Source organism: Natrarchaeobaculum aegyptiacum, assembly GCF_002156705.1.
In the GTDB taxonomy this organism is placed as follows: domain Archaea; phylum Halobacteriota; class Halobacteria; order Halobacteriales; family Natrialbaceae; genus Natrarchaeobaculum; species Natrarchaeobaculum aegyptiacum.
The window spans coordinates 2,767,803-2,782,549 of sequence record NZ_CP019893.1 but is presented as its reverse complement, the minus strand read 5'-3'; the positions used below and the strand labels follow the sequence as shown (position 1 = coordinate 2,782,549).

The following is a 14,747-nucleotide window of genomic DNA, read 5'->3' as shown; positions in this document are numbered from 1 at the left end:
GCAGGAGTGGTGCCACCCGCTGGTTCTCCCGTTCCAGTGGCGTCGTCGCCGGTCATCCCAGTCTCGTCGCCAGTCACCTCTTCGTCGGCCGCGCCCGCGTAGTAGTGCTTGAAGATCGTCTCGAGTTGCGGATCCCCGATGTGGACGTCGTTGACGTCGAACTGGACGAGGTGCTCGAGCAGTGGCCTGATCTCGCCGGTGTAAGTGAACTGGACGCTGGCGTCGACGACCTCGACGTCGATCATCTCCGGCGTGACGAACCGATCGTCGTCGACCGGGCTCGCGAAGTGCACCCGGACTTCCTTCCCGCTTCGGTCGAGCAGGGACGCTACGTCCTCGAGAGCGACGAGTTCGCCCTCGCGGATGATGCCGACCCGGTCGCAGATACGCTGGACTTCGCTCAGAATGTGCGACGAGAAGAAAATCGTGGTGCCAGCGTCCCGCTCGTCCTCGAGGAAGGCGTAGAGGCGATCCTGTTTGAGCGGGTCGAGCCCGGAGGTTGGTTCGTCCATGATGACCAGATCCGGGTCGTGCATAAACGCTTGAACGATCCCCAGCATTCGCTTGTTCCCGTGAGAGTAGTCCTCGATCCGGCGATCGAGCGGCGGGTGGAATAACTCGAGGAGTTCCTCGCGGCGCTCGTCGCCGCGCATCCGCGCGAAGTGATCGAGCGCCTGGTTGCCGGTCAGTCGCTCGTCGAACCCGAGCGAGTCGGGCAGGTATCCGAGGTTGGCCTTGGCCTGCGTCAGCGCCCGTCGATCACGGATATCGGCACCCAGAATGCTGGCGGTTCCGGACGTGGGTCTGATGAGGCCGAGCAGGAGTCGAATCGTGGTGGTCTTGCCCGCGCCGTTGGGCCCGAGGTAGCCGAAGATTTCGCCGCGGTCGACCGCGAAGCTGACCTCGTCGTTCGCGACGGTGTCGCCGTACCGTTTCGTGAGGTCGGCGAGTTCGATCGTCGCCATGGGGCTGGTACGACGGCGGTGGGGGTATAATCGATGGGTAGTAGCCCCGGGTTACAGCCCGGTAGCCATCGAATTCGAGGAGGGTCGATCGACGTGATACGCATCCCCGTGACACGGCGTCGATGGAACAAAACCAGTTTAGTTGGGCCGGCCCTGCGAGAAGCAATGAGCAAGAGCTACCGGATCGGACTCGTCGGCAAACCCTCCGTCGGCAAGTCCTCGTTCTTCAACGCCGCGACGATGAACGACGTGCCCGAGGGCGCGTACCCGTTCACGACCATCGACCCGAGCGTCGGTGAGGCCTACGTCCGCGTCGAATGTGCAGCCCCCGAATTCGACGAAGAGTGTACCCCGAACGTGGGCTACTGCGACCACGGCACTCGCTTCGTCCCGACGAAACTCGTCGACGTCGCCGGCCTCATCCCCGGCGCTCACGAGGGCGCGGGACTTGGCAACCAGTTCCTGACCGACCTGAACGAGACCGACGTCCTCGTCCACGTCGTCGACTTCTCCGGCAAAACCGACCTCGAGGGCGAGGCCACCGACGGGCACGACCCGCGAGACGACATCGCGTTCCTGGAGGAAGAACTCGACCAGTGGTACCTCGGCATCCTCGAGAAGGGCATCGAGCGCTACGAGTCGGGCTATACGACCGAGGACGACAAGATCGAGGAAGAACTCGCCGAGCAGATGAGCGCGTTCAAGACGAACGAAGACGAGATCAAACTCCTCATCCGCCGGACCGACGTTGGTTTCGACCCTTCCGAGTGGGACGACGAGGACAGACTCGAGCTGGCACGGGAGATCCGCAAGGAAACCAAGCCGATGGTGATCGCGGCGAACAAGATGGACACCCCCGAGGCCCAGGAAAACTACGAGGAGATCACGACCGATCCCGACTACGAGCATCTGACGATCGTCCCCTGCAGCGCTCACGCAGAGAAGGCACTCAAGTCGGCGGACAAGGCCGGTGTCGTCGACTACCGCCCCGGCGACGACGACTTCGAAATCGTCGGCGACGTCTCCGACGAGCAAGAACAGGGACTCGAACAGATCCGAGAGTTCCTCGGCGAATACGGCGCGACCGGTGTTCAGGCGGCTCTCGAGACCGCGCTGTTCGACGTGCTGGGCGTCGTCCCCGTCTTCCCCGGCGGTGCGAACGGACTGGGCAACGAACGCGGCGAGGTACTCCCCGACTGCTACCTGATCCCGCCGAATTCGACCGCAGAAGACTTCGCCTACAGCCTCCACTCGGACATCGGCGACGGGTTCCTCCACGCGATCGACTGCCGGAGCAACCGACAACTCGGCAAGGATTACGAGGTCGAGGCGCGCGACGTGATCGAGGTCATCACGACCAACTGAGCGCCACCAACTCTCGGGTCTCGACCGGAATTTCCCATCCGATCAGCTCTCCCAACCCTCCACGTCCCATCCGGGACGCAACCGCTTTGCCGCTGGGCGATCACTCATCGGACATGACCGAACTCGCCGATCGGGAGTGGCGACTGATCAGGGACGGCATTCGCGACGGGCCAACCCAGATGGCACTCGAGGAGGTCGCCGCGACGACGGCGCTCGAGGACGGACTCCGGACCGTCCGCGTCTACTCGTGGGAACCGAGCACGCTCTCGCTGGGCTACCGACAGGAAGCCGATTCGGTCGACTGGGACTACTGCGAGCGCGAGGGGATCGACGTCACCCGTCGCCAGACCGGTGGCGGTGGGATCTACCACGACCGACACGCCGACATTTCCTATACGATCGTCGCTCCCGCAGACGAAGTCCCCGGCGACCTCATGGACTGCTACGCGCTCTTCTGTGAGCCAATTCTCGAGGGACTCCAGCGGATGGGCGTCGACGCCGACTTCGCAGGCAGCGAACAGCCTTCGATCCACCAGCCCTCTTGCTACCTTCGAGACATCAACCCGGCCCACGACGTGGTCGCGCCCGCGGGCGGTGACGATGCGGGGAAGGTAAGCGGCAACGCCCAGTACCGCCAGCGCGACGTCGTGATCCAGCACGGCTCGATCAGCTACGACCTCGAGCCCGGACACCACGTCGGGGTCTTCGACGCCGACCTCGAGCCTGCGACGTTCACCGACCGGGTGACGAGTATCCGCGAGCAGGCTGGGATCGATCGCGAGGAGGCAGTCGAGACGCTCGCCGAAGCGCTCGGGGAGTGGTGCGACGCCGACGAGGGCGACTGGGACGCAGCCGAACTCGAGGCCGCGGGCGACCTTGCCGAGCGCAAGTACGGAGCAGACGCGTGGATTCGCGAGCGCGAGGTACTCGAGGCGAGCGAGCAGTAGTCGCCTCCGAGAGGAGACTCGAAGCGGCAGGCCAGCGGACGGGTCCGAAGTACCTATCACGACCCGGTACTGACGGGAAGCCATGAAAGTCGGCGCACACGTTTCGATTTCCGGCTCGCGGGTCTCTTCGGACGAGGAGACGCCGCCGTACGACGACGTTCGCAACGCAGTTCATCGCCAGCTCGCCTTCGGCGGCAACTGCGGGCAGATTTTCACGACCTCGCCGCAGGTCTGGGCCGAACCAGAAATTAGTGACGAGGCTGCAGCGGGTTTCCGAGAGGAATCCGACGAACTGCTCGAAGGGCCGTGGGTGATTCACTCGGCCTATCTCGTCAACCTCTGTACCCCGAAGGAAGACCTGCGCGAGAAGTCGATCTCGTCGCTGCAGGCCGAACTCGACGCTGCCGAACGACTCGGCGTCCCGTACGTCAACACCCACCTCGGGGCCCATACCGGCGCTGGCGTCGAAGGCGGACTGGACAACGCCGCGGGCGTGATCGACGACCTCGACGTTCCCGAGGGCGTCCAGTTGCTCATCGAATCCGACGCCGGCAGCGGCACCAAACTCGGCGGCGAATTCTCGGAACTCGCCGGGATCATCGAGCGCACGGAGACCGATATCGGCATCTGTATCGACACCGCTCACACGCTCGTCGCGGGCAACGACCTCACGACGCCCGAAGCCGTCGACGAGACCGTCGAGCGCTTCGACGAGGAAGTCAGCCTCGAGTACCTCGAGTACATCCACCTCAACGACTCGAAACACGACGTCGGCACCCACAAGGACGAACACGCCCACATCGGCGAGGGCTACATCGGCGAGGACGGGATGCGTGCGATCGTCAACCACCCAGACCTGCGTGACCTGCCGTTCGCACTCGAGACCCCCACCGAGGACGGACGCGGGTTCGCCTGGAACATCGAGAAGGTCAAAGAACTGCGCGAAGAGTAGGGAGCAAACTCAAGTCGTCCGTTTTCGGTTTTCTTCGGTTTCAGTCCGGCCAGCCACGACTTCTCGAGCCGAAACTCGATCGGTTGACAGCGGTGCCGTCGGCGGGCAGCCATCACTTCGACCGGTGACCAGAGCTTCGACTAGTTCGCCGAGAGTCGTCAGGTGTAGCCGCCCACGGCCGATAAACCAATTAACGCAATATCAAATGCACTGTCTGGACGAGCCAGAACCCGTTGTTACGGCCGACCCGTACGCGCTCAGCGTCCGGACGGTCTCTGAATCTTCCCTCGAGCGCACCCGTGAGGGGGCGTGGGCCGACTCCCGGGCGGCCCTCGAGCCGCTGGCTCTCGACTCGCGCGAGCGAGTTCTCGAACTGGGCCGTCGACGTCGACTCGAGCGTCGCTCGAGCAGCAACACGGACGTGATTCGGAGCGAACGTGGTGGGCGAGAACTGCGGAACTGAAAGGGGTGACCGAGCTGACCCGTTTGCGGGTGAACGATCTGTCTATACTCCGGTCCAGTTCAGACGGTAGTTACGGTGGGTTAGTTCTCGCCGACCTCGATCGGATCTACGGACTCCCCGGGGTCACTCGAGGATCCAAGCACGTAGGTCACGATCGCAGCGACGATGACGAGTACAGTCACGAACAGCGCCAGTCGTTTCATAGCAGTTACCAGTTCGTCGAGACCAGCTATCAATTTTCTGGTGGGACGGAACGTGGTCGAATAGCTTCGGTGGTGCTGCTGAAAACAGTCAAATATATGGTGATTTTTCGAGTCTGTGCGAGAGTCTCAAACATAGTAACTGCCACGAGTCATTGTGGAAAAATTACTATTTTCGAGTATACGTGTGAACAGCTAACATCACCCCCGAGCATGCCATCGGTTTGTAACGAATAATAGGAAACAGGAGCGCTTATCTATCATGATAAATCTACTGTGGTCTGTATGCGAATCGTGCGCGATTCCGGTAGAGTAGATATGCTTGATCTTATAACTGTTGGTGGGGGGTTGGCAAGCGTGACCGCCACACGGCTGGCGAAGAATGTCTGTGGCGGCTCAGCTGTCGCCACTGATCCGGTGGGTGGTCGGTAGTATGGACGATGAAAAACCGGGCGAGCAACCGACCGAGTCAGGCCGGATCGAAACCGACGGCGGACCGAACGAAGTCGACTACCTCGACGAGAAGATCCACATGTTCAAACCCGCAACGCCGTTCATGCGGGACCATCTCAAGGTTATCTGGGGGCTATTCGCAGTGTGGGTGGTGTTTACCTTCGGTCCCGTTACCGCAACGGCGGTCGCTCCCGAGGTGATGACAAACACCTACGTCCTCGGATTCCAGCTTCACTACTTCCTGACAGCGCTGGGCTCTCCGATCGGTGCCTTGCTCCTCTCGGCACTGTACGCCTGGCGTCGAGACGTGCTCGACACGAGATACGGCGTCGACCACTCGACCGACGTCAAAGGAGACACCGGGCAAACCGTCGCCGCGGATGGCGGTGAGCAAGCGTGATCGAGCCGTTCGCACTCGAGGTCGCTTCGGACCTCTTCGACGGCGGTTTCAAGCTCTTTCCGGCGGTGACGCTCGTCGCTATGCTGGCGGTGTTCCTGGGCGTCGGCTGGTTCTTCCGTGTGGCAGCGGTCGACGAGATGTGGGTCGCCGGCCGGTCGATCGGCGCGGTCGAAAACGGGATGGCGATCGCGGCAAACTGGATGAGTGTCGCCGCCTACCTCGGTGTCGCGTCGACGGTCGCGCTACTCGGATACTTCGGGCTGGCGTACGTCGTCGGCTGGACGACGGGATACTTCATCCTGCTCATCTTCCTGGCCGCGCAGTTCCGTCGGTTCGGGAAGTACACGGCCCCCGACTTCGTCGGTGATCGCTACTACTCTGACCTGGGCCGGGCGCTCGCTGCCTCGACGACCCTGTTGATCGCGTTCGTCTACATCATCGCACAGGGGAACGGCCTCGGGCTGATGGCCCAGTACATCTTCGGCGTCTCCTACGAGGTCGGCGTTATCCTGTTGATGGCCATCACCATCGGCTACGTCGCCCTCTCGGGGATGCTGGGGGCGACGAAGAACATGGCGTTGCAGTACGTCATCCTCATCTCGGCGTTCCTGCTCGGCCTCTACGCGACCGGCTGGACGCAGGGCTGGTCGACCGTCCTGCCGTTCGTCGAGTACGGAAACCAGGCGACCGCGATGGCCGAGATCGAACGCCAGTATACCGAGCCGTTCGCCAACGCAACCTACTACCACTGGATCGCACTCTGTGTCAGCCTGATCGCGGGTACCTGCGGGCTTCCACACGTCCTCGTGCGCTTTTACACCGCAGATAACGAGCGCAACGCCCGCTGGGCAACCGTCTGGGGACTGTTCTTCACCCTGCTTCTGTTCCTCGGAACCGCGGCCTACGCGGCATTCGGCTCCCTGCTGTATCAGGACAACGTCGGTGAGTACACCGAGATGACCGGCACCGAATCCGACACGCTCGTCGTGCTGACGGCCTACCTCGCAAACTTGCCCGAGTGGCTCGTCGGCATCGTCGCAGCGGGTGCGATCGCGGCTGGACTGGCGACAACCGCCGGTCTGTTCATTTCGGCGTCGTCGGCTGCTGCACACGACATCTACACGAATCTCTACAAGGAGGATGCGACCCAGCGCGAGCAGCTGATCGTCGGCCGATCGACGATACTCGTGCTCGGTGCGATCGTCACCTACCTCGCTCTGAACCCACCCGCGCTGATCGCCGAGGTCGTCGGAATGTCGTTCGCGCTGGCCGGTACCGTGTTGTTCCCGGTGTTCTTCCTCGGCCTCTGGTGGGAAGACGCCACCCGCGAAGGGGCCATCGCCGGTATGGTGGTCGGGCTCTTCTTCGGCTTTGGCTCGATCGTCAACGAGGTCCTGCCCCAGTACGTGGGGGCACTCTCCGGTGAGGCCATCTTCCCGACGTTTGCGACCATCGTTCCCGCGACGTCGTCGTCGCTCGTCGGGGTCCCTGCGGTCATGGTGACGATCATCGTCGTCTCGCAGTTCACCGACGACCCCCCGGAGGACGTAAAGCGACTCGTCCGGCAGTGTCACTCCCCAGAGCCGATGGAGAAACTCCAGTCAGCAGAGGACGTTGCAACTGACGGCGGAACCCCCGCTGACGACTGACCATGTACGACGACGTCCTCATCCCGACCGACGGAAGCGCCGTCGCTGAAAACGCGATCACCCACGGTGTCGATCTCGCCAGACGACACGACGCACGACTCCACGCACTCTACGTCGTCGACATCGACGCCATCGACCTGAGTCTCGGAACAGAACAGGTCCAGCGCATCAAGGAAGGACACCTCGACGAGATGACCGAACTTCAGAACCGGGCGGCGGAGGCAGTCGAGACGGTCTCCGAACGCGCTCCAGACGAACTCGAGGTCGTCGAAGCCATCCAGACCGGCCAGCCACATCGACAGATACACAGCTACGTCGAGTCCGAAGGCGTCGACGCCGTCGTGATGGGGTCGGCCGGTCGGAGCGGCGTCCAGCGAGTGCTGCTGGGAAGCGTCGCCGAACGTACCGTCAGAAACGTCACCGTCCCAGTGATGATCGTCGACGCACGCAGGCAGTAGCGTCGCGAAAGCCACCCCCCATCGCCCCGGTCGATATCGAATCGACCCCGTTTTTAGGGCTGAACCGTAACGAAAGCGCGTGCGGACGTTCTCCGAATCCTACCTCGAGCGCACCCGTGAGGGGATGTGGGCCGACTCCCGGGCGGCCCTCGAGCCGCTGGCTCTCGACTCGCGCGAGCGAGTTCTCGACGTGGGCTGTGGAACCGGCGAGTTGAGTCGCGTACTCGACGCGGAGTGCGCCGGCGAGGTGATCGGCTGTGACGCCGACCCCGACCTGCTGTCGGTCGCTCGCGAGCAGGTCCCCGTCGTCGCGGGCGATGCGTTCCAGTTGCCCCTCCACGACGACGCGGTCGACCTCGTGGTTTGTCAGGCGTTGCTGATCAACCTGCCCGAACCCGCCGCGGCCGCTGTCGAATTCGCCCGCGTCTCGAACGACCTCGTCGCCGCCGTCGAACCCAACAACGCGGCCGTCGACGTCGACTCGAGCGTCGACGCGGAGGGCAGACTCGAGAAACGTGCCCGGTCGGCCTACATCGACGGCGTCGACACCGACGTCGCACTCGGAGCCGACGCCCGCGAGGCGTTCGAGGAGGCCGGACTCGAGGTTCTCGAGACTCGCCGATACGATCACGTCCGGACGGTCGAACCCCCCTACAGCGACGCCGCACTCGAGGCCGCCCGCCGGAAAGCGCTGGGTACGGGGCTGGCCGACGACCGGGAGACGATGCTCGCCGGCGAGTTGACAGAAGGTGGCTACGACGACCTGCGCCGGGAGTGGCGCAAAATGGGTCGTGACGTGATCGACCAGATGGCTTCGCGCGCGTACAGGCGCGAAGAAACCGTTCCGTTCTTCGTGACTGTGGCTCGTGTCCCATAGTTCCGACTCCACACCACCACTTACAGCGCCAACCCGGACTTCGTCTCACTCGAGACGGACTCAAACCACGTCTCCGCGAACCGTCGCTCCCTCCTGCTCCTCGCGCCAGGCGTGAACCTTCCTGGCCGCGACCGTCGCTTGCTCTGCCTCGAGCCCCAGCATCTCGAGGGCGCTCGAGAGCGTCGGCAGCGCCAGTTCGCTCTCCCGCAACTTGCGGAAGGCCTCGTCGCTCCGGGTACCGTCGACCCAGAGGCACACCCCGCGTGGATCGAGCAACTGCGTGTAGTCCTCGCGCAGTTTCGCCCCACGCAGCCGCTGGGTGACGTTGTCCTCGAAGGAGGCATTACACACCTCGAGGTGGATCGGTTCGTCGCCCGAGAGCAGGTGGGCCGCCAGACACTTCTCGGGGGCCGCGTGGCCGTTCGCGTTGGCTCGCAGGTACTCGGGATACTCCTTGGCCCAGTCAGCACGGACCGACTTGCCGACGCCGCCGACGCCGTGGGACTCCCGGAACTGCTGGTGTGGACCGCCCCCGTCGTCACCCGACGAGTCGCTGTCGTCGCGCACCAGGATGTCCTTCGTCAGGTAGACGTCCAGCCGGTCGACGGGGTCCAGACCGAGCGCGACGTCACCGACGGCCCATACTTCCCGGATCGGAACCGGCATGCGCTCGCTCTCGACCGTGTCAACGAGTTGTTCGAGTCGGTCGACCGCCTCGTCACGCGGAAAGCCGTTCATCGGGAGAAACTCTGGGCTCGAGTCGCAAAACGGTTTCTCGGTTGGCGATCTCACCGCGACGGGCAAATTGATATCGCGAGAGTTGGTGTATGGAGAGGACTGCCGGCCATCGCTCTTGCACCCACGATCACGACGAGGACGGCCACAACCGTCACTCCGGTCGAAAACGGATTCTCAGATCGATTGCCACCGTCGCGTACGGACCGTCCGTCGAACGACGCGGTCCGTCAGGCCCCTTTCGACCGATCAGTCGTCACGTAGACCGTCTTCCGGACGGTCGCGTGAACCGTCCCCTCCTCGTCGACGAGGTCGACCGTGTAGTGACGGTCCACGGAATCGACGCCGTCTGTCGCGAGTTCGGTCCGGATCGCCTCGAGTTCCGCGTCGGTCACTGTAAACCGAGCGTAGAGGGTATCACGACCAGGCCGCTTGAACCGGATCTCGGCTTCCTTGTCCCAGACGACGAACGCGTCGCCGAGGCGCTTGCTCAGCATCACCACGTAGAACGGATCGACCGCGCCGTACATGCTCCCGCCGAAGGTCGTCCCCAGCCCGTTTCGCGTCCGCCAGCTGTGGGGAAGTTTGACACGGGCCTCGCTCCAGTCGGGAGCGATGTAGGTCACCCGTCCGCCAGTTCCCCGGTACGCCGGAAAGAGGTTGAAACCTAGCCGGTAGAGCCGCGACCGAACTGCCTCGAGCATATCCGGATTCAGCCGTGACCGACGAAAGGTGTTTACAAACACCTGGTGAGTCGGTGTGCGTTCACCGCTTGGCAGCTCCCGGCGCAAATCCTGTCAAACGTGCAGCTTTTTATTCGTTCCCGGTGAACGGTCACCTATGCGACACCGGATCTTCAACGAGGACGGCGACGAGGACCTCGTCTTCGTCATGGGCTGGGGCAACCGCTGGACCCACGAGAACGTCAGCTGGCTCATCGGACGGCTGACCGAGGCCGACTATCGGGTTCACGCCTTCGAACTCCCCACCAACATCGCCGACTTCAGAGCCGACTGGCTCGAGCCCGTCGCCGAGTACGTCCCCGACCTCGAGGGCTACCAGCTACTGGGACACAGCGCGGGCGCACTCGTCGGTCAGGCGCTCGACGGCGCCGAGAATCACGTCTACCTGAGTCCGTTCTGGGGATACGGCGACCGGTTTTTCGAGCCGGCACTCGAGGCCGTCTCGAAGATTCCAACCACGTTCCCCTGCTTGCCGGTCGGCGACTGGGACGAGACCGTCGTCGGACAGAAAGCGACCGCCCATCAACTGGCGACCCAGCCGCAGTGGGTCTCTCCGACGTTCGTCCGCGAGACCCGCGACGCCCAGCAGCGTCTGCTGACGATCGACCACGACGCCGTCGTCTTCTGCTCGCTTCGGGATCCGTTGATCGATCACCGTCCCATCGGCGAACGGGTTCCCGCCGAACACGTCGTCCTCTATAACGGCGGCCACGAGCTGTTCTCCTCTACCGGTCGCGATCGATACGTGGACCTGCTACTCGAGTCGCTCGAGGAGGGCGCAGTGGTCGTCGAGGAACGAGCCAGGGTCCCCGCCTGAACCGGAAACAGTCGCTGACGTGGGGCCGATCAGGGTTTGTCACTCTCGTGAACCCACTCGAGGGCGGCCTGCAGCCCCTCTTCGTCCCGGATCTCTCGGAACTGCCGTGCAGCCGACGACTCCATCGTGAGCGCACCGACGTACTCGTCGACGCGGCCGTACCGTCTGAACCCCTGTGATTCCTGGACGCCGTTAATCATGTCCTTCGCGATCGTGACGGCTGTACCCGGTGTCTTCTTGATGTGGTCGACTTCCTCGTCGATGGCTGCGTCCAACTGGCCATCGGAGACGACCCGGTTGACAAGCCCCATCTCCGAGGCAGTGGTGGCGTCGACTATCTTCCCGGTGTAGAGCAGTTCCCGGGCGTCTTTCAGCGAGTTCGTGACGAACGGGAGGACGAACTTCGGCGGTGGTTCACCGAAGTGCATGTCCGGATAGCCGAACTCGGCCGTCTCTGTCGCGACGGTGAGATCACAGCAGATCGCGAGGTTACATCCGCCAGCGAGCGCGGGACCGTCGACCGCCGCGATGACCGGGACTCGAGCGGAGAAGATCGCCTCGAGGTGGGTTCGCTGGTCGAGGATGCGTTCGTCTGTCGAACGGTCGACTTCGGCGTCGCCGATGTCGTACCCCGAGGAGAACGCCCGTCCGTTTCCACCCAGTACGACGACCCTGACCTCGTCGGTCTGCTCGGCGCGTTCGATCGCCTCCTCGAGTTCCGCGAGGAGTGCAGCATCGAGCGCGTTGAGCGTCTCGGGACGGTCGAGCGCGATGCTGGCTACCCCGTCGTCGACGGCGTACTCGACATTGTCAAGAGATACCATTGGCCAGTGTATTATCGCGAGCCAGATATATCGTCGGGTTCGCATCGTAGGTCGAGCACGGGGGCGAACGGCGTTGTCCGGTTACCGGATAGACGGAGGCGAAACCGTGATGGGCGACCGTCGACAACCGTCCGTCGATGGAGTGTAACCGCTGTGACGGGGACGCGATCATGCACGCGGCCTACTCGGGGGCCCACCTCTGTGAGAGTCACTTCCTCGAGTCCGTCGAAAAGCGGGTTCGCCGCCGAGTTCGTCGCGACGACCTCGTCTCGCGGGCGGCGACGCCGGAAGAGCCACTGACCTGGGTGATCGGCCTCTCGGGTGGCAAAGACAGCGTCGTCCTCACCAAGATCCTCCACGATACGTTCGCCGAGGACCCCCGCATCGAACTCGTCGGACTGACGATCCACGAGGGCATCGAGGGCTACCGTGACGAATCCGTCGACGCCTGCGTCGAACTCGCCGCCGACCTCGAGATCCGCCACGAACTCGTCAGCTACGAGGAGGAGTTCGGTATCCGGATGGACGACGTCGTCGAGGACGACCCCGAGAACATGGCTGCCTGTGCCTACTGTGGAGTCTTCCGACGCGACCTGCTGGAGCGCCACGCCGACGAGCTCGAGGCCGACCTCCTGTTGACCGGACACAATCTCGACGACGAGGCCCAGACGGCGCTGATGAACTTCCTCGAGGGCGACGTCGCACAGGTCGCCAAACACTTCGACGCCAGCCTCGGCCCGCTCTCCGAACGGAGCGAACAGGAGTCGTTCGTTCCGCGCGCGAAACCCCTGCGAGACGTCCCGGAGAAAGAGGTCGCGCTGTACGCCCACCTCGAGGACCTCCCCGCTCACATCACCGAGTGCCCCCACGCCAGCGAGGCCTACCGCGGCGAGATCCAGCAACTGCTCTACCGACTCGAGGAGAACCACCCCGGAACCCGTCACTCGATCCTCTCGGGCTACGAGGAACTCGCGGGTATCGCCGCAGATCGATACGGCGGCGACGGCGAGGACAGCACCGACCTGCGCGAGTGCGCCGAGTGCGGCTCGACGACCACGCGGGAGGTCTGTCGGAAGTGTTCGCTGCTCGAGTCACTCGCGTGAGGAACGTTATCGTCGATCGGTGACTCGCCGGAGACGTCCGCCGACAGCATAACCGCACGAATCGAGGACGGTCAGATCGGCCGTGTGGCGACAGCCTGACGTATTACGACCGGGTCGTGGCGAACGAGCCGGTATTACCGAGACTCCTACCGTGTGGTCGAACGCCCGACACCACCGGGATCGGCCAACGACGTCCGACGGAACCATCGAGAACGAAGACGCACGGTGATCTCGTGTCATACGGGAGGCGAACAAAACCACTCGAGAGACACGTCTGACCGGTTGCAAGTGTCGAAAGCGAACGAGAAAACGAAGCGAGAGTGGAGGGCAGAAACTGCGGGTCAGCGAGGGCCTAGCGGATGACGTCCACGCCGTTTTCTTTCTCGAGTTCGTTCCGGCCGCCGTCGCTCTGGGCGCCGAAACTCGGCCCCTTGACGTTGTTGCTCGCGTCGAAGTCGGCATTATCGACCCCTTCGATGCTGGCGCGAGAGCGGTCAGCCTGTTTCTGGGTCGTCGGACCGAGGACCTGGGCGCTCTGGACGCCGGTCATGATCGCCATGACCCGAACCTTGCCCTTGTAGTTCTCCTGAATCCGGGCACCCCAGATGACGTTCGCCGAGGCCTCGAGGCGCTCGGTGATGTTATCGGCGATACCTTCGGCCTCTTTGAGTGTGAGGTCGGGACCGCCGGTGATGTGGACGAGTCCACCCGAGGCACCGCGGTAGTCGACGTCCAACAGCGGGTGGTTCATCGCGTCCTTGACGACCTCGTCGGTCTTGTTCTTGTCCTGGGTCTCCCCGACGAGCATCACGGCGACGCCACCCTGGTTCATGATCGTGGACATGTCCGCGTAGTCCAGGTTGATCAGCGAGGGCTGGGTGATCGTCTCCGAGATGCCCTTGACGGTCTCGGCGATGATCTGGTCCATCACCGAGAACGCCTTGCCGATCGGGAGGTTCGGGACGTAATCGAGCAGTCGGTTGTTATCGAGGACGATGATCGAGTCAGCCTGCTCGCGCAGCTTCTCGAGTCCTTCCTCGGCTTTCACTGTCCGTGCGCGCTCGACGTTGAACGGCGTCGAGACCATGCCGACGACGATCGCACCCTGTTCTTTGGCGATCTTCGAGACGACGGGGGCGGAACCCGTGCCGGTCCCACCACCCATGCCCGCGGTGACGAACACGAGGTCTGCGTCGCCGAGGACCTCCTTGATCGTGCTCTGGGCCATCTCGGTTGCACGCTCACCCATCGAGGGGTCGCCACCGGCACCGAGCCCGTTGGTGAGCGACTTGCCGACGAGAATCTTCGTGTCGGCCTCGATCATCTTGAGGTGCTGTTTGTCCGTGTTGATCGCCACGGTGTCGGCGCCGTCGACGCCGATGTTGTACAGTCGATTGATCGTGTTGTTCCCGGCACCGCCGGCACCGACGATGACGATCCGCGGATCGCCGAACTCGTCACCGTCCATGTCGACGTCCATCTCCCGGGCTTCCTGTTCGGCGTTTTCGAGGGCGTCCTGAACGATATCCTGCATCGTTAGACCCTCGCCCAGTTGCGCTTGGCGCCGGACTGTTCGGTCTGTCCGTCGTACTGTTCGTTGATCATCTCACGGACGGCCGACCGAATCGCCTCGCTTCGGTTCGGAAATTCGCCCGAGTCGACGAGCTGTTCGACCTCCTCGATCTGCTGCTTCGGAATGCGAAGTGTCACACGCTCCATGGTTTGTATTCCCCGTTGGGTAAGACGGCGCGCCCCTGTCAGACGCAGCATGTCTTACAGAAGTAAACGGCCTGTCG

Annotated in this window: 16 protein-coding genes and 1 pseudogene; 10 read left to right on the top strand and 7 right to left on the bottom strand. The window is 63.4% G+C overall.

Going from position 1 to position 14,747, the window contains the following annotated elements; genetic code table 11:
- Positions 1-80: 80 nt before the first annotated feature.
- Positions 81-965: pseudogene (locus B1756_RS13560) on the bottom strand (ABC transporter ATP-binding protein); the annotation flags it as partial.
- 165 nt (positions 966-1,130) lie between these two features.
- Between B1756_RS13560 and B1756_RS13555 the strand changes: the two are divergent.
- The 4 genes from B1756_RS13555 to B1756_RS13540 all read left to right on the top strand — a co-directional run bounded on the left by B1756_RS13555 (position 1,131) and on the right by B1756_RS13540 (position 4,692).
- Positions 1,131-2,330 carry a redox-regulated ATPase YchF gene (locus tag B1756_RS13555; RefSeq protein ID WP_086889028.1) on the top strand — a complete coding sequence of 400 codons (1,200 nt, stop codon included), beginning with the start codon at positions 1,131-1,133 and terminating at the stop codon, positions 2,328-2,330.
- A 113-nt stretch (positions 2,331-2,443) separates the two neighbouring features.
- Positions 2,444-3,277, top strand: coding sequence for a lipoate--protein ligase family protein (locus B1756_RS13550; protein ID WP_086889027.1), 834 nt, complete (start codon positions 2,444-2,446; stop codon positions 3,275-3,277).
- 82 nt (positions 3,278-3,359) lie between these two features.
- Complete coding sequence (locus B1756_RS13545) at positions 3,360-4,229, top strand: deoxyribonuclease IV (protein ID WP_086889026.1); 870 nt, start codon at positions 3,360-3,362, stop codon at positions 4,227-4,229.
- 205 nt (positions 4,230-4,434) lie between these two features.
- The gene (locus B1756_RS13540) at positions 4,435-4,692 is read left to right on the top strand and encodes a hypothetical protein (RefSeq protein ID WP_086889025.1); all 258 of its coding nucleotides are present in this window, start codon (positions 4,435-4,437) and stop codon (positions 4,690-4,692) included.
- An 80-nt stretch (positions 4,693-4,772) separates the two neighbouring features.
- Here B1756_RS13540 and B1756_RS20075 read toward each other — a convergent pair whose 3' ends face one another.
- On the bottom strand, positions 4,773-4,895 hold the full coding sequence (locus B1756_RS20075; protein ID WP_267128194.1) for a hypothetical protein: 123 nt from the start codon (positions 4,893-4,895) through the stop codon (positions 4,773-4,775).
- A 430-nt stretch (positions 4,896-5,325) separates the two neighbouring features.
- Here B1756_RS20075 and B1756_RS13535 point away from each other — a divergent pair, with 430 nt between their 5' ends.
- The 4 genes from B1756_RS13535 to B1756_RS13520 all read left to right on the top strand — a co-directional run bounded on the left by B1756_RS13535 (position 5,326) and on the right by B1756_RS13520 (position 8,729).
- Complete coding sequence (locus tag B1756_RS13535; protein ID WP_086889024.1) at positions 5,326-5,745, top strand: DUF4212 domain-containing protein; 420 nt, start codon at positions 5,326-5,328, stop codon at positions 5,743-5,745.
- Positions 5,742-7,394, top strand: coding sequence for a sodium:solute symporter family transporter (locus B1756_RS13530; RefSeq protein WP_086889023.1), 1,653 nt, complete (start codon positions 5,742-5,744; stop codon positions 7,392-7,394). Before B1756_RS13535 ends, B1756_RS13530 begins: the two co-directional genes overlap by 4 nt.
- Before the next feature lie 2 nt (positions 7,395-7,396).
- Positions 7,397-7,852, top strand: a complete 456-nt coding sequence (locus B1756_RS13525; RefSeq protein ID WP_086889022.1) for a universal stress protein — start codon at positions 7,397-7,399, stop codon at positions 7,850-7,852.
- A 79-nt stretch (positions 7,853-7,931) separates the two neighbouring features.
- Complete coding sequence (locus B1756_RS13520; protein ID WP_086889021.1) at positions 7,932-8,729, top strand: class I SAM-dependent methyltransferase; 798 nt, start codon at positions 7,932-7,934, stop codon at positions 8,727-8,729.
- Positions 8,730-8,789: 60 nt separating this feature from the next.
- Here the strand turns inward: B1756_RS13520 and B1756_RS13515 are convergent, their stop codons facing one another.
- Both B1756_RS13515 and B1756_RS13510 read right to left on the bottom strand, forming a co-directional pair.
- Positions 8,790-9,467, bottom strand: coding sequence for a DUF7095 family protein (locus B1756_RS13515; RefSeq protein WP_086889020.1), 678 nt, complete (start codon positions 9,465-9,467; stop codon positions 8,790-8,792).
- Between the two features lie 227 nt (positions 9,468-9,694).
- Positions 9,695-10,168 (bottom strand): DUF4442 domain-containing protein, encoded by a 474-nt coding sequence (locus B1756_RS13510; RefSeq protein WP_086889019.1) that lies wholly within the window; start codon positions 10,166-10,168, stop codon positions 9,695-9,697.
- 136 nt (positions 10,169-10,304) lie between these two features.
- On the opposite strand from B1756_RS13510, the gene B1756_RS13505 reads away from it, so the two are divergent.
- The gene (locus B1756_RS13505; RefSeq protein ID WP_086889018.1) at positions 10,305-11,024 is read left to right on the top strand and encodes an alpha/beta hydrolase; all 720 of its coding nucleotides are present in this window, start codon (positions 10,305-10,307) and stop codon (positions 11,022-11,024) included.
- Positions 11,025-11,053: 29 nt separating this feature from the next.
- Here B1756_RS13505 and B1756_RS13500 read toward each other — a convergent pair whose 3' ends face one another.
- Positions 11,054-11,848: an enoyl-CoA hydratase/isomerase family protein gene (locus B1756_RS13500; RefSeq protein WP_086889017.1), complete on the bottom strand. Its 795-nt coding sequence runs from the start codon at positions 11,846-11,848 to the stop codon at positions 11,054-11,056.
- Positions 11,849-11,985: 137 nt separating this feature from the next.
- On the opposite strand from B1756_RS13500, the gene ncsA reads away from it, so the two are divergent.
- Positions 11,986-12,951, top strand: a complete 966-nt coding sequence (gene ncsA, locus B1756_RS13495; RefSeq protein WP_086889016.1) for a tRNA 2-thiolation protein NcsA — start codon at positions 11,986-11,988, stop codon at positions 12,949-12,951.
- Between the two features lie 352 nt (positions 12,952-13,303).
- On the opposite strand, the gene ftsZ is transcribed toward ncsA, so the two are convergent.
- The gene (gene ftsZ / locus B1756_RS13490) at positions 13,304-14,485 is read right to left on the bottom strand and encodes a cell division protein FtsZ (protein WP_086889015.1); all 1,182 of its coding nucleotides are present in this window, start codon (positions 14,483-14,485) and stop codon (positions 13,304-13,306) included.
- 2 nt (positions 14,486-14,487) lie between these two features.
- Complete coding sequence (locus B1756_RS13485; protein WP_086889014.1) at positions 14,488-14,670, bottom strand: ribbon-helix-helix domain-containing protein; 183 nt, start codon at positions 14,668-14,670, stop codon at positions 14,488-14,490.
- Positions 14,671-14,747: the final 77 nt, after the last annotated feature.

Coding starts and splice junctions, on each gene's coding strand:
- B1756_RS13555 (WP_086889028.1), top strand. CDS start 1,131: ATGAGCAAGAGCTACCGGATCGGACTCGTCGGCAAACCCTCCGTCGGC.
- B1756_RS13550 (WP_086889027.1), top strand. CDS start 2,444: ATGACCGAACTCGCCGATCGGGAGTGGCGACTGATCAGGGACGGCATT.
- B1756_RS13545 (WP_086889026.1), top strand. CDS start 3,360: ATGAAAGTCGGCGCACACGTTTCGATTTCCGGCTCGCGGGTCTCTTCG.
- B1756_RS13540 (WP_086889025.1), top strand. CDS start 4,435: ATGCACTGTCTGGACGAGCCAGAACCCGTTGTTACGGCCGACCCGTAC.
- B1756_RS20075 (WP_267128194.1), bottom strand. CDS start 4,895: ATGAAACGACTGGCGCTGTTCGTGACTGTACTCGTCATCGTCGCTGCG.
- B1756_RS13535 (WP_086889024.1), top strand. CDS start 5,326: ATGGACGATGAAAAACCGGGCGAGCAACCGACCGAGTCAGGCCGGATC.
- B1756_RS13525 (WP_086889022.1), top strand. CDS start 7,397: ATGTACGACGACGTCCTCATCCCGACCGACGGAAGCGCCGTCGCTGAA.
- B1756_RS13515 (WP_086889020.1), bottom strand. CDS start 9,467: ATGAACGGCTTTCCGCGTGACGAGGCGGTCGACCGACTCGAACAACTC.
- B1756_RS13510 (WP_086889019.1), bottom strand. CDS start 10,168: ATGCTCGAGGCAGTTCGGTCGCGGCTCTACCGGCTAGGTTTCAACCTC.
- B1756_RS13505 (WP_086889018.1), top strand. CDS start 10,305: ATGCGACACCGGATCTTCAACGAGGACGGCGACGAGGACCTCGTCTTC.
- B1756_RS13500 (WP_086889017.1), bottom strand. CDS start 11,848: ATGGTATCTCTTGACAATGTCGAGTACGCCGTCGACGACGGGGTAGCC.
- ncsA (WP_086889016.1), top strand. CDS start 11,986: ATGGAGTGTAACCGCTGTGACGGGGACGCGATCATGCACGCGGCCTAC.
- ftsZ (WP_086889015.1), bottom strand. CDS start 14,485: ATGCAGGATATCGTTCAGGACGCCCTCGAAAACGCCGAACAGGAAGCC.
- B1756_RS13485 (WP_086889014.1), bottom strand. CDS start 14,670: ATGGAGCGTGTGACACTTCGCATTCCGAAGCAGCAGATCGAGGAGGTC.